Below are 13,311 nucleotides of genomic sequence, written 5' to 3'. Positions count from 1 at the left end.
ATCAGGCGACAGGCTTGCGCCAGTCGTCCGAGGCCTCGGTGCCGGCCACGGCGTGAGTCCAGGTGATCTTGCGGTAGGCCATGCTGACCTCGATCAGCTGGGTGTAGCCGGACTTGCTGGTGTCCTGGGCGTGCGGCAGCACGGTGTTGATGTCGACGATGGTGGCGTCTTCGAGCAGGGTGGTGAAGAAGTGTTCCTGCTTGCCCTCGACCGAAGTGCGGAACCACTGGGTTTCCACCTTGCTCAGGGTTTCGCCGGTAGCCAGGGCCTGGTACAGCAGCGGGATAGCCTTGTTCAGCGCGCAGGTGAAGACGAACGGCTTATGCACACGCTGGCCGGACGGTTGGCCGCTTTGCGGGTCGGTAGGGGTGGTGACGCGGTGCTTGATTTCCTGCACCAGGATCTGGTCTTCGTGGCCTTCCTGGTAGACGTTGCCGACCGAATCGGAAGTGAAGGCGCCCTGGGTGATTTTGCCCTGGGTTTTGCCGGTGATGGCGATGTAGGCGGGTGTGGACATGACGGATTCCTTATGTCGTCGAGAGGGCCGCAGTGGCCGTTGATGCCGTCCCATGCGGGGAGGAGGACGACATTGCAGGGGGCATGCCAATACGTGTTTTTGCCCGGAAGCTTCTTTGAACCCTGCGTACTTACTGGGCTGCGTGGATATTCTGATGCGGTGGTGGCGCGTGTGTGGCCGGGTAAATCGAGGTGGAATCCAGTTGCGGCGGGCCATTTTTGGCCTGGAATATATTAAGTGATTGAAAATAAAGGGTTTTAACTGTGCCATTTTTGGCTAGGCCGGGCCAAAAATGGCCCGGTCGAAATATGATCAGTGGCGTTTGAGCGAGAGCGTGCGCAGGGTTCGCTTGGCTGGGGCTGGGGCTGGGGCTGGGGCTGGCGGCGGTGCGGCCTCGCTGGCGTGTTTTACCTGGGGGCGGTGATGGACTTCATCTCTATCGACGCGAACATCCCGGGGTGCCTCAACGCGAAGGCGGATCTGGTGTAGGCCGGTTTGCAATATCGCTATCTGAATGCTGCCGCCAATCGTCACGGTTTCAGTATGCCGGCGGTCTACGATAACCGGGCTTTGCGGTTGGGCGCGGGTGCGGATATCACGGGCGTTCTCCTGCCAGTGAATCTCGAGGTCACCGGGCGCCTGGATGCCCAGGCGAACCTGATGCAGATCGAACTGCATGACCGTGACTTGAATAGCGTCGCCGATGATTACGACTTCGCCGCGCCGGCGGGTCAGGAACAGCATGGTCAATTCTCCTTCCTGATCAGCGAAGGCTGATCAGGTAATGCGATTTAATACTGTGGATGGTTGCCGGAGTTGGGCTTGGGGAGACCGGCACGAATACGCTCGTAGATTTCCTGCCGATGAACATCGACCTCCTTGGGTGCCTGTATGCCGATGCGTACCTGGTTGCCCTTTACCTCGATAATCGTTACCTGAATGTTGTCGCCGACCATCAGTGTCTGGCCCGGATGGCGTGAAAGTATCAGTATGCTGGTGTCTTCTTGCTCCGTGTTGATTTACGGCCGCCCGTAACGACAAGCCATTTCCTTGATGATGCGTACTCACATCGGCGGTGCAGCGGCGGCCCCAGTCTATGGCCGGTTTCAGGCGGGCAGGCTGGCAATCAGCTTGGCACCGCAGTCGGTGGCGTGGCCATTCAGTGCCACGGGTTTGCCGTCGATAGTCCAGGTGGCATCGCCCTCGGCAATCGTGGTCGGGCCGCACTTGGGGCAACTGACCGCATCGCCGATCACCGCCAGCGGGATGCCCCCGGCCGAGCTGCGGTTGGGGGTGGCGATAACGGCACCGCCGTGGGTGGTCTTGTCGCCCAGCCGGACGGGGCGTTTGCCTGGGAAGTTCATAGTTCACTCCTTGCGCGCCCGGCGGACGCGGCGGTGGGTTAGGCGTCAGGTATTCGGTTACGGCGTGGCCGGCATAACGTCACACAGGCCCCAGACGTTGAATGAGGTCATCGAAGCGGCCAATATTGACGCATTGCCTATAGCTGCTGACGAGAATGCTTTCGTCAGGTAGTTCTATCCAATGATCAAGGCCGTGTTCCAGCGCGAGATGTCCGTGCCGGATACGTAACACATGACCTGAATCCAGATGCCATAGCTGCGCGATATCGGTTGCAGGGTGCTGGCCAGCGGTATGGCGGATCAGCAGCCAATCGTTATGAACGCGCTCAAGCTGAAGCGCGTCGTGATAGGGCATGCCAGCCAAGGTATAGGTTGTGATCTCTCCAGTCTCGGGGTCGCCTTTGCAGAGCATGCCTGCCTGTATCCAGGCTATGGCATCACCTTGGGCGCTCAAGGCGGAGATACCCTGCGGGTCGTCTTCATCAACGACCGGGAACGGCATACGCTGCAGGGTATCGTTACACCACTCGAACAACTGCTGCTGACAGAAGGCAAAGGTGCGGCCGCGCTCGGTCTGGATGATGGCGGGGGGAGTGGAACTGAAGTCGGAGGGTGGCAATTCCAGCAAGTGCTCTCGCACGGGTGGCTGCTCGGGAGTTTCTGCCTCGCGATAGATAGAGATACCGTAAGAATCGGCTACCAGCAGGTCGTTGCCAACGAACGCCAGGGCGTAGTCGGGGAGACTTTGCTGACTCATGCTTTGCGGGGCGCGTAGGGGCAGGGTATGTACGATTTTGCAATCGTGTAGCGGGCCGGTGGCGTAGCAGAGTTCTTCGTGATAGAGCTCTTCGTAAATGCCCTGGGTGTTTTCGGGAGGGTTCTGGAGGCTGCGAACCCAGGCGTACAGGCCGTCTGAGCGCTTGGCATGGGGGCTGCTCACCTCTGCGTTAGCGTGGCGCACCTCCCGGATTTCGGGCCATTTACTCAAGTCGATCAGAGCGGTGCCGGGTTCACTTTGCGAGTGGCCGACGGCCCAGCCATCGCCAAGTGGCGATAGTATGTGCAGTTCCTGGTAGGCCGAGGCTGGAAACAAGGCAGTAGCAGGTGGGCTGGGCAGGTATGCGGCTGCAGAGTTTGCTGTCGTCGTCATCTTCAATGCGTTCGATCAACGCCAGACCTATTGCTTCCAGTTCCTGGCCCAGTGCGGCCAGTTCATCGTCACCCGATATCCAATCCTTCGAGTGCGATCCATAAGCCCACCTATCACATGATGGGGCAACAGGTTACCGTGGCATCTCTGGCGAGCAGTTCCACGGCAGTAGGGCTTCGTAGTCGGCCACCGACGATGCATACGGCAGGCGCTCAAGTACGTGGCGCAGCCACGTATAGGGCTCCTGGCCGTTGATCTTGGCGGTCTCGACCAAGCTGTAGATCTGCGCACTGGCCGTGGCGCCCTTGGGTGTGTCACTGAATAACCAGGCCTTACGCCCGATGACAAATGGCTTGATCGCACGCTCTGCCAGGTTGTTGTCGATCGGCAAATGCCCAGCCTCGACATAGAGCTCCAACCGGCTCCAGTTGTTCGCCAGGTAATGCACGGCCTTGCCCAGGACACTTTGCGGTGTAACCTGGGAGTACGTCTTGTCCAGCCAGCTTTTCAACTGGCCGAGGATCGGCAGGCTTCTTTCCTGGCGACCGAGGAACCGCTGTTCGTCGCTGACCTCCTTGAGGTCGCGCTCGATGCCGTACAGCTTGTTGATCATCGCCAGTGCCACATCGGCGCGGCCCGTCTTACCCTTGGGCTGCACTTTCTGCGCCTCGACGAACTTGCGGCGCGCGTGAACCATGCACGCCAGCCGCTCGACGCCAGGTTGCAACGCCAGTGCGTTATAACCGGCGTAATCGTCGGTCATCACATAGCCGCGATACCCTTGCAGCAGGCGCAGTGGTACTTCCTGCGCACGGCTGGTGGTGTAGTCGAAAAGCACGACCTGGCGATCAGGCGGGCCACTGGCCTGCACCCACATCCAGGATTGGCTGGTCGGGTCGCGGTCTGGCTCTTTCAAGACCTGTACGCGTGTTTCGTCGCAGTGAATCACCGGACTTTCCAGCAGCCGGTCACGCATCAGGTTCAACAACGGCTGGAAGTGCTCGCTGCACTGGATCACCCAACGGGCCAGGGTTTGTCGTGGAATCTCGATGCCGTGGCGCGACAGCACACGTTCAAACCTGTGCAGCGGCAAGCCATCGACGTACTTAGTCGTCAGCAGCATGGCCAGCACGCTGGGGCTGGCCATGCTTTTTTCGATCAGTTGGGCGGGCTTGTCAGCAGTGACTGGAGCGGTCTCGCAACCACGGCAACCATAGACCTTGCGCACGTGTTTGAGTACGCGGATCTGCATCGGTACGATGTCGAGCTGTTCGCTGGTTTCCTCGCCGATCACATGCTTGCGGCAACCGCAGATACAGGTCAGTTCATGCTCGGGCAGGTCGTGGATGACTTCGACCCGAGGCAGATCGGCCGACAGTGGCTTGCGTTTGCCACGACGTTTGGCAGGTGCTACGACTTCTTCGTCGGCATCGTCAACCACCGCCAGTTGCGGCGTATTGGGATCGACGGTTTGCTCGGACTTACGGCCAAAGAAACGGTCACGCCATAACTTGATTTGCTCTTTCAGGTCGTCGATGTGTGTCGTATAAGCCGCCTTGACCTCCTGCTCGCATGCATGGGCAGCAGATTGCTCACACGCACGAGCAGCGTAACTCTCAAGCAGCATTTGCTTGAGCAGAACAGGATCATCGGGGAGGTTGTCGGGCACTGAAATCATGGCCCGGATTATACCGGGTCAGGCCACGAAACGGGGCGTCAGAACCTGATGCGGACGGTTGCGCCAGAGGTCGAAAACGTCGAGCAGCCAGTTGAGTTCCTGGACGGTCAAGACAATCGCTTCGTCGCTGGCATCTGGCGATGTTTTGAAACGTTCGGCTTCGAGGCGCTTGAGCCACAGGCAGAAGCCGTTGCGCTCCCAATACATGACCTTGATGCAATTACGGGCTTTATTGAGGAAGACAAAAAGCACGGGGTCGAACACGGCGACTTTGATGTCCAGCTCGACCAGGGCAGTGAGGCCGTCGATGGACTTTCGGAAGTCCACGGGCTTGGGATAGAGGTACACCTTTTCGACTTTGCTGTCGGGACGCATCATGGTGCGCTGGCTCCTGAAAGTAATCGGGAGCGCAGCATCGGGCATCAGGTAGACGCTTGGAATGTGGGGATGATGGATCCCTTACGATTTTTCGACGCGCTCACCAAAAATAAACCTGTCCATTTTTTCTAGAATCAGCAATTAAGCGCGCGTTCTTCTGATACGTAGGAACCCCCGCAAAAGCCGCCTCAGGGCACCACGCTCTTCACTCAGAACGGCCTAGCAGCCTATCCCGTCCCCCCTGGCATCACACGACCACCGGAGCGGCCTTGCCAGGGCGTCGGACCGCCCCCAACGATGTAACGGGTGTACCAAACTCTGACAGCGATTCAGCTCAATGCACTTTCAAGCTGCAATCCAGGCCGATCCACCCCACCACATCTGATCAACTCAACCACACGCAGCACCTCCATGACCAACGGCCCAGCATCAGACAAACCCTCCATGCCGCTAGCAACATTGTCCTGATACAGGCAGGAATACCATTTAAACGCATTCCAATTCCTCCACATCAACGATGAGGGCAATGAAAGCGTCTGCCCAGATAACTCACCCTCGCTCGCCATCTTCCCGCCCGTGATCCGCACCACCCCGTAGTGCAGCGCCTCAGACGCAACCTCAATTCTAAGCAGCATGCCATCGACGCCAATGTCGAAAAACTGCCCCACGTGCTTCAATCTCGAAGCCTTGGGATAGAACCATTTGCGGCAATTCTCCTCGCTGCAGTCATGCCCAGAAAAGCCTGGCGGCGCTGACACCGGTGTGCACTGTGCCGACAACCCATGTCGTACTGCATTGAAGAAGCCAAACAATACCGTCCCCTTCGCATGGGGCAGTGCCTGGGCAATGGCTTCGGCGGCCCGCAAATTGTCGCCGGCAATGAGAAGTTCGATCAGTGCATGTCGTGTTGTATGCGTCATGGTTTGCCCGGTGATTTTCTGGACCAGATGCTTGTACTGGATTAACGCGTGCTGAAGCGCCGGCGTTGCGGTCGAGATGCTGATGCACTGCTCAAGCCAGCCGAGGATGTGCTCCTGGTAGGACAGTTGGCGGTAGCTCACGCCGCAGTGACTGTTTGCGTGCGCTTGCGTGCCTTTTTTTGTCAGGTACCACAACTGCCACGGCTTGCGTGAGGCCTTGCCAATGTCGTTATAGCGCTTGAGTTGCTGGTTGCCGTCAGGGGCGTCGATCTTGTTTTCTATCAGGATGAGGTGGTCCCGCAGGTGGATCACCACGTCGACACGGCCGTAGCCCGCAAAAAACTGCTCTTTATTGACTTTGGCGTCGCTGATGCTGCCTTGGTAGTCGAAGCCGATTGTCGCCAGGAACAGTTCGAGAAAGCATTCACCCTGACCGTGGCGGCCCTTGGGGTTCAACAGTTCTGCAATCATCGCAGAGTGGGTATTGACCTCGGCCCGCTCGATTCGGGTGATGGAGAAGATATTGAAAAGCTCACCGCTTGCTGCGAGCTTGGCTTCTGTCTCCCTTACCAGGCTGCCTGCCTGATTCAACAACAGTTGCGCTTTGTCCATGCTCGTTATTTGTCCAGAATCAGATTCAGCATTGTCCCGTGGTTCGGGCTCGAGTTAGATATCAACGGCGTGCTGTAGCGATCAGAAATTCGCACATCAACCATCGCGTTGGATCGTACTCGGGGCCGATGATATAGGCCGCGAGCTACGTATTCATTGATCCAGACGGTCACCGATTCGCGCTTTCCTAGATCATCTGTAATCGGCTTGCCTGCTCCACAGCCAACAGGGCGCGAGGCAAGGCCTCTTTCGATGCGATACGCGCTCTCTCGTAACGCCCGCCCAAGCAGGCATCACCGCACTAATCACCGGAAAGTCCAATCTCGCCCCAACACCACCTCACAAAACGCCCCCTCAAGCGTCGCATTGTGATGCGCCACAATCTGCTCAGCCCGCATCTGCGCGGTATCCGTACAACTATGCCCATCCGCAACCAGCACCGCCTCGAACCCAAGATCCCGAGCGGCCCTGCAGGTACTGTCCACACAGTACTGGGTCTTCATCCCGGTAATCACCACCCCGGTCGCCCCAAGCGCCCGCAAATCCTCAGCCAGGCCCGTCCGCGTAAACGCATTGGGCCGGTGCTTCTCGAACACCACCTCGCCACCCGCAAGCCGCAGCTCCGGCGCAAGTTGCGTCAATGCACTGTCCGGCGCAATCGGCGAGTCAGCGGGCCCTACATGGCGGGCGAGAAAGATCGGCGCGCCAGCACTGCGCGCCTTGTCCATCAGTTCATTGATGGTTTCCAACAGGGCTTCGCAACGCCATGGCGTTTCCTGGCCATGCACCAACCCAACTTGAACATCCAGAATCACTAGCGCGTACATTCGTGCGTTTCCCTGCATGAGGCCAGTGAAGCAAGGGCACAAAAAAGGCCCTGTCCATCACTGGCGGGCCTTTGAAGTCTGTTCGCTATGTGCTCACGACACCTCGCACGCTCCACCAAGGGCGGTCGTGGTGGTGGTTGTCGGGGTCGAGCGGTAGATGAGCATTGCCCGACACTAGCAACACTACGCTGCGCTTACAAGCAGGGTACCGCCGAGCATGTTCACGCGTTGTCCACAGCACAAATTTTGATCATACTGCGCCCCGTCGCAGCGCACCGGTTCGGTTTTCGCACGCCAGTCAGAGCCTCGTTTCCAGCGCCTGCACCCGTATTACCCGCTCTGCGCCGCACCCTACAAGCCCAAGCCAGCGCGTGCCTGACACGGGTGAAGTGAATGATTACATGGGATAACAACAATGCCCGAGGGCTTGAAAGTGGCACGTAAGCCACACCTATTGTTGATCGACGATTCCCCCGAAGACCTGCGCCCGCTGCTGGCCCAGCTCAGCACGCAACCCTGGAAGCTGTCGGTGTGCCATGAACCGCATCAAGGTTTTCAACGGGCCCTGGCGCTGCGGCCCGACCTGATCGTGCTGGACGTGCACATGCCCAGAATGAACGGGTTCTCGGTTAGTCGGCTGCTGCGCGAGTCGCCGGTGACCCGCGATGTACCCATCATCTTTCTCACCTCTGCCAGCCAGCTGGAGCACCGGCTCGAAGGCCTGAGCCTGGGTGGGGTGGACTATGTGGTCAAGCCCTACCAGCCCGCCGAAGTCATCGCCCGGATTCGCATTCACCTGCAACTGACCTGGCGCCAGACCGGTGCCGATGCCGGTACAGGCGGCGACGCCGTGGACAGCGATCAGCTCGTGCTGCGCGCGGCCATGCGATTTATCGACGAGCACCTGGACGCACTGCCGTCACTCGATGCCCTGGCCGAGGCGGTGGGTACCAACAGCAAGCGCTTGTCCTTGCTGTTCCGCGAGCATTTGAACACTACGGTCTTCGCCTTCGCACGCGGCGCTCGCCTGCGGGCGGGGCAGGCGTTGCTGGCCACCAGCGACATGAGCGTGCAGGACATCGCCGCCCATGTGGGCTTCAGCACCGCCGGCAACTTCGCCACGGCGTTTCGTGAATACAGCGGCATGACGCCTCGGGAGTTTCGCAACCAGGCTGTCACTCGAACGTCCACCGAATGAAGCGTGTGCGCTGGCACCTGCTGGTGTTGTGGTTCATCAGCGCGTGGACATTGGCCGGGCCGTGCGAGGTGGCGCAACAACACCTGGCGAGCGGGGCAGGGGCGTTGGAAGACCCGCACGGCCTGCTGTCTGTCGAGCAGGTGACCGCCCTGGCACCGCAGCGCTTCGGCTCTTTGAACCAAGTGGTTCCGCAGGTGCCGACGCGCTCGGCCATTTGGCTGCGCCTGCCGGTGGTCAACCCGTCGGCGAACCGCGTGCAATGCTGGCTTACGTTGGGCGAGCCTCGGCTGGAAAACCTGCAAGTCTTCGTGCCGGCGCTCTCGGGCTGGCAGAGGCTGGTTGGCGGCAGTGACTACCCGCTGGAGCGCTGGGCGGCCAAGGAGCGCCAGCCGGCGTTTCCCATAACGCTCGAACCGGGGGAGGGCAAGACGGTGCTGGCGCGGGTCAGCAGTACCAACGCCTTGCTGCTCAACCCCCATGTCTGGACCGATGCGGCGTTGCACAAAGACCGCGAGCGTACCTATTTCCATGACGGCATCGCCTTGGGCATCGTCCTGCTGGTGGTGCCGTTCAGCTTGCTGGTCAGCTGGATCTTCCGGTCACGCCTATTGCTGTTGCACGCGGTGGCAGTAGGCAGCTATGCAGGCTTGGCCTGCCTGATCAGCGGTTACCTGCTGTATTGGCCGCAAGCCTTGTCCTGGTCCAGCGCGCTGACTAGCGTGTTGGCTGCGGTGTCGTTCATGGCCTTTCTGGCCTATTTGCGCGAACTGCTACGCGTCCGCGAACTGTCCCGGTGGGTGGGGGCGCTGTTCAGCCTGCTGCTGTTCGGTTACGTCGCAGCCTGGCTGTACGGAATGATGGTGGACGCCGTCGCCGGTCGCGCGGTCGTCTACTGGTTGCTGAAACTGATGTACCCGGTGGTGATCGTCGCGTTCTGCTGGGGGTGGTGGAAGCGTCTGAACTACAACTGGCTGGCCTGGGTAGTGGTGGGGTCGCTGGCGGCGCAGTGCCTGGCCCGTTATGTGCTGCGCCTTGAAGACCTGCCCTGGCAGGAACGCAGCACCTTCTACAGCCTGTCCTCGAGCCTGGGGGGCGTGTTCTTCCTGACGTGCTCGTTGATCATGGTGGTCAGAAGCAGCCGCCAGCGCGAACGCACCGCCCGGCGTGCCCTGTACAAAGCGCAGCAGGCCGAGAACGAACGCCTGGAACAGACCGTCGCCCTGCGCACCAAAGAACTGCACACCGCCTTGCTGGACCGCAGCAGTCTGCTGGCGCGCATCAGCCATGACTTGCGCTCGCCACTGGTGGGCATCCTGGACCACGCCAGGGCCTTGCAGGACAGCCCCGAAGGCGCCCACGCCCAGCGCATCGAGCGCCAGGCGCGTCAGCAATTGGCACTGATCGACGAGCTGATCGAATTCTCCCGCGACAGTTTCAGGCAGGTGCAGATCGAGCCGGTGCCGGGCTACGTCTATGCCTTCATCCAAGAGTTGGCGACCGAAGGCGCCGACCTGGCGCAGCGTCACCATAATCGGTTCGAGTACCACCTGCCTTCGCCCTTGCCCGTCGTCGTCACGGCCGATTTCCGCCGGCTGCGTCAGGTGGTGTTGAACCTGCTGGGTAATGCGGCCAAATTCACCGCGCACGGGCTGATCAGCCTGACCGTGGAAAACCTCGGCATGGACGACGGGCAGGTCAGATTGCGTTTCGAGGTTCGCGACACCGGCATGGGTATCGCAGGCGCCGAGCTGGATCAGGTCCTGCTGCCGTTTCGTCGCGGCAGCAATGCGCAGCCGGCCACGGGCAGCGGGCTGGGGCTGTCGATCGTCACCCAGTTGCTGCAGGCCATGGGCAGCACCTTGCATGTGCAGAGCCAGCCGGCCCAGGGCAGTTGTTTCAGTTTCGAGTTGTCGCTGGCCATCGGCGACGAGCAGGCGCTGGACTTGGCCTTCATCGAGGGGCATGCCCCCATGCCCGAGCACGTCGGCCGAGTGTTGCTGGTCGATGATCAACCCGAGGGCCTGGCGGCCCTGAACGACCTGTTGACCGGTTACGGCTTCGATGTCACTACCGCGGCCGATGGCGTGCAGGCCTTGCAGGCGCTGCACGACGATGCGGTGGACGTGGTGATGTGCGACCAGATGATGCCCACCATGGACGGCTGGCAGTTGCTGGCCCACATCCGCCAGGGCTGGCCGTCGTTGCCCGTGGTGCTGTACTCCGCTGCGCCACCACGGCCAGGCTGCGCCACGGCTGGGCTGGAGTTCGATGCGGCACTGCTCAAGCCGGCCGATAGCCGCGACATCCTTGCCACCCTCGACAGGCTGCTGGGCGGCCGGGCCCAGCGTTCATGAGCGCGTACCGCCCGCACACCTGGCCCTGCGTCGTGCTGCTGGCAGCGTTCGACGCGTGCGCTGCAGCCGACGGCGTTGCGCTCGACAGCGTCATGGTCCAGGCGCCAGCAGCGGACGAGCGCACCGTACCGCCCAACCTCACCACCTTCGACGCCCGCGCGCTGGAAGCCGCCGGGGTGCACAGCCCCGCCACGTTGGCCGGACGCGTGCCGTCGTTGCTGGTTTCCGACCCCAACCCCCGCTATGCCAGCTACGGGCTGCGGGGCCTGGGCGCCAGTGGTTTCAACGATGGCCTGGAAGGCAGTGTCGGCGTCTACCTCGACGAGGTGTATCTGGGCCGGGCGGGTATGAGCCTGGCCGACTTCACCGACCTCGAACGCATCGAGGTGCAACGCGGCCCCGAAGGCACGGCCGGGGGACGTGGCAGCACGGCCGGCTCGATCCACCTGCATACCTTCACGCCAACCTGGCAACCGGCGGCCCAGGCCGAACTGGGCCTGGGCGAACGGGGCCAGCGTGAAGCCCGCGCGGCCGCCTCCGGCCCTGTGAGCGACCGCGTGGCCGGCAGCCTGAGTGCCTTCGAGGTGCGCGCCGACGGCGACATCGACAATGTGCGCGACGCCGGGCGCTACAACGACCAGGATCGCCAAGGCGCACGCGGGCAACTTCAGGTGCTGCCGGACGACGCCACGTCCCTGCGCCTGATGCTCGACACCGTGCAGACCGACCAACGCGCCGCCGTACTGCCGGCCTCCCATTACAGCGCGCAAACCCGACAACGGGCGGCCTTCATGAAGTACCCGCTGCTGCCAGCCGATCCGGCCAGGCGCCGCATCGATCAGGATCAGCCAGGCACCCAGCATTCCGAGCAGCACGGCCTCACATTCGTGGCGTCGCGCACGCTGGGCGAGCGCGCCACGCTCACCAGCATCACCGGTTACCGGGACTGGCGCTATGCGGCCCGGCAGGATGGCGACAACCTGGGCCTGGCCATCGCTACCACCGATCTGGCCCTCAAGCACCGCCAATTCAGCCAGGAAGTGCGCTTCGACGCGCAGCTCACTGATGCCTTGGCATACCGAGTGGGCGCCTATTACCTGGACCAGCGTTTCGACCGTGGGCTGGATGTGGGTTTCGGCCCGGACGCAGCTGCCTTCTTCATCGGTGACCGGCCCGAAGCGCGCTTGCTCAGGCTAACCCCGCGGCAAGTGCCGGCGTCGCTGCTTAACGGCGCCTGGCAGCGTGGCCAGGCGCGACAGCAAGCCCAGGCCCAGGCGGTGTTCGGTGAATTGGACTGGCAGGCCAGCGAGCGGCTGAAGGTGACCTACGGCGCGCGCTACAGCCGCGAGCGCAAGCAGGCCAGCATCGAACGTCAGGTAGAAGGGTTGTCGCCGCTGGGCACCGACCTGGTGTCACGCACCGGCGGGCAGTTGCTGCGGGGCGTCGCGCTGGGCGCCGATTACCAGCGCAAGGAGGCCCGCAGCGATGAAGCATTGACCGGGCGCGTGCTGCTCGACTACGCGCTCGACGCCCACAACGACCTGTACGTGGGGTGGAGCAGCGGCTTCAAGGCCGGTGGTTTCAACTTGGACGTCATCGGCGGGCGCGTGCCGCCTCGCTACGACAGTGAGCGGGCCTCCAGCTGGGAAGCCGGGCTGCGTAGCCGTTTCTGGCAGAGTCGCCTTGAGCTGGGGCTGGCGCTGTACCAGACCGAGGTGCGCAACTACCAGGCGCTGACGACCAGCCCGCCGGTCGATCTGTATTCACCTCCGCTGCGCGATAACCTGATCAACGTGCCCAAGGTGCGCCTGCGCGGCATCGAGGTCCAGGCGCTGGCGCGACCCACTGACCATCTGGACCTACACCTGGCCTTGGCCTTAAGCGATGCCCGCTACCGCGACTTCAAAAATGGGCCATGCAGTGCCGGGCAGTTGGCAAGCCAGTGTGACCTGAGCGGTCACAGGCTGTTCAACGCGCCGCCGTGGAGTGCGTCAGCGGGCGTCGAGCAGCGCGTACCGCTCGGGCAAGGCCTGGAGGCCTTCGCTGGTGTGGACTACAGCTGGCGTAGCGGCTACCAGGGCAGCCTTGAAGGTGGGGAGGGCAGCCAGATCGACAGCTACGGCCTGGCCGACCTGCGCCTGGGGCTACGCCAGGTCAGGGCGGGCTGGGAGGTGACTGGCTGGCTGCGCAATGCCTTCGATACCGAGTATGTCACGGCCATCTCGGCGCAGTTGGGCGCGGGGGACTATGCCGCTTTGCCGGGGCAGCAGCGCACGGCAGGGGTGACGGTGCGCTGGAAGCACTGATCGGCGC

The 13,311-nt window shown here is 61.8% G+C and carries 12 protein-coding genes; 3 read left to right on the top strand and 9 right to left on the bottom strand.

Annotation, left to right across the window (positions count from 1 at the left end):
- Position 1: 1 nt before the first annotated feature.
- The 9 genes from CWR53_RS19230 to CWR53_RS19190 form a co-directional block, all read right to left on the bottom strand.
- Positions 2-517 carry an Hcp family type VI secretion system effector gene (locus tag CWR53_RS19230; RefSeq protein ID WP_100852272.1) on the bottom strand — a complete coding sequence of 172 codons (516 nt, stop codon included), beginning with the start codon at positions 515-517 and terminating at the stop codon, positions 2-4.
- Between the two features lie 312 nt (positions 518-829).
- Positions 830-1,261 (bottom strand): carbon storage regulator, encoded by a 432-nt coding sequence (locus CWR53_RS23050; RefSeq protein WP_181405446.1) that lies wholly within the window; start codon positions 1,259-1,261, stop codon positions 830-832.
- Positions 1,262-1,308: 47 nt separating this feature from the next.
- Positions 1,309-1,509, bottom strand: a complete 201-nt coding sequence (gene csrA, locus CWR53_RS19220) for a carbon storage regulator CsrA (RefSeq protein WP_100852271.1) — start codon at positions 1,507-1,509, stop codon at positions 1,309-1,311.
- Positions 1,510-1,623: 114 nt separating this feature from the next.
- The gene (locus CWR53_RS19215; protein ID WP_100852270.1) at positions 1,624-1,881 is read right to left on the bottom strand and encodes a PAAR domain-containing protein; all 258 of its coding nucleotides are present in this window, start codon (positions 1,879-1,881) and stop codon (positions 1,624-1,626) included.
- Between the two features lie 79 nt (positions 1,882-1,960).
- The gene (locus tag CWR53_RS19210) at positions 1,961-3,031 is read right to left on the bottom strand and encodes a hypothetical protein (protein WP_100852269.1); all 1,071 of its coding nucleotides are present in this window, start codon (positions 3,029-3,031) and stop codon (positions 1,961-1,963) included.
- 133 nt (positions 3,032-3,164) lie between these two features.
- Positions 3,165-4,709 carry an IS66 family transposase gene (locus CWR53_RS19205; protein ID WP_100852268.1) on the bottom strand — a complete coding sequence of 515 codons (1,545 nt, stop codon included), beginning with the start codon at positions 4,707-4,709 and terminating at the stop codon, positions 3,165-3,167.
- A gap of 18 nt (positions 4,710-4,727) precedes the next feature.
- Complete coding sequence (tnpB, locus tag CWR53_RS19200) at positions 4,728-5,087, bottom strand: IS66 family insertion sequence element accessory protein TnpB (protein WP_258313169.1); 360 nt, start codon at positions 5,085-5,087, stop codon at positions 4,728-4,730.
- 329 nt (positions 5,088-5,416) lie between these two features.
- Entirely contained in the window at positions 5,417-6,619 is a 1,203-nt protein-coding gene (locus CWR53_RS19195) for a PD-(D/E)XK nuclease family protein (protein WP_100852267.1), read from the bottom strand.
- A gap of 305 nt (positions 6,620-6,924) precedes the next feature.
- Entirely contained in the window at positions 6,925-7,446 is a 522-nt protein-coding gene (locus CWR53_RS19190) for a cysteine hydrolase family protein (RefSeq protein WP_100852266.1), read from the bottom strand.
- A gap of 433 nt (positions 7,447-7,879) precedes the next feature.
- Here CWR53_RS19190 and CWR53_RS19185 point away from each other — a divergent pair, with 433 nt between their 5' ends.
- Genes CWR53_RS19185 through CWR53_RS19175 form a run of 3 tightly spaced genes read left to right on the top strand, consistent with a single transcriptional unit; the run spans position 7,880 to position 13,304 of the window.
- On the top strand, positions 7,880-8,644 hold the full coding sequence (locus CWR53_RS19185; RefSeq protein WP_309147992.1) for a DNA-binding response regulator: 765 nt from the start codon (positions 7,880-7,882) through the stop codon (positions 8,642-8,644).
- On the top strand, positions 8,641-10,998 hold the full coding sequence (locus CWR53_RS19180) for an ATP-binding protein (protein WP_100852264.1): 2,358 nt from the start codon (positions 8,641-8,643) through the stop codon (positions 10,996-10,998). Before CWR53_RS19185 ends, CWR53_RS19180 begins: the two co-directional genes overlap by 4 nt.
- Positions 10,995-13,304 carry a TonB-dependent receptor gene (locus tag CWR53_RS19175; protein WP_100852263.1) on the top strand — a complete coding sequence of 770 codons (2,310 nt, stop codon included), beginning with the start codon at positions 10,995-10,997 and terminating at the stop codon, positions 13,302-13,304. Before CWR53_RS19180 ends, CWR53_RS19175 begins: the two co-directional genes overlap by 4 nt.
- The last annotated feature ends 7 nt before the right edge of the window (positions 13,305-13,311 follow it).

Source organism: Pseudomonas sp. SGAir0191, from assembly GCF_002812565.2.
GTDB lineage: Bacteria > Pseudomonadota > Gammaproteobacteria > Pseudomonadales > Pseudomonadaceae > Aquipseudomonas > Aquipseudomonas parafulva_B.
The sequence above is the reverse complement of the archived record's forward strand: the minus strand, read 5'-3'. Positions and strand labels throughout refer to the sequence as shown.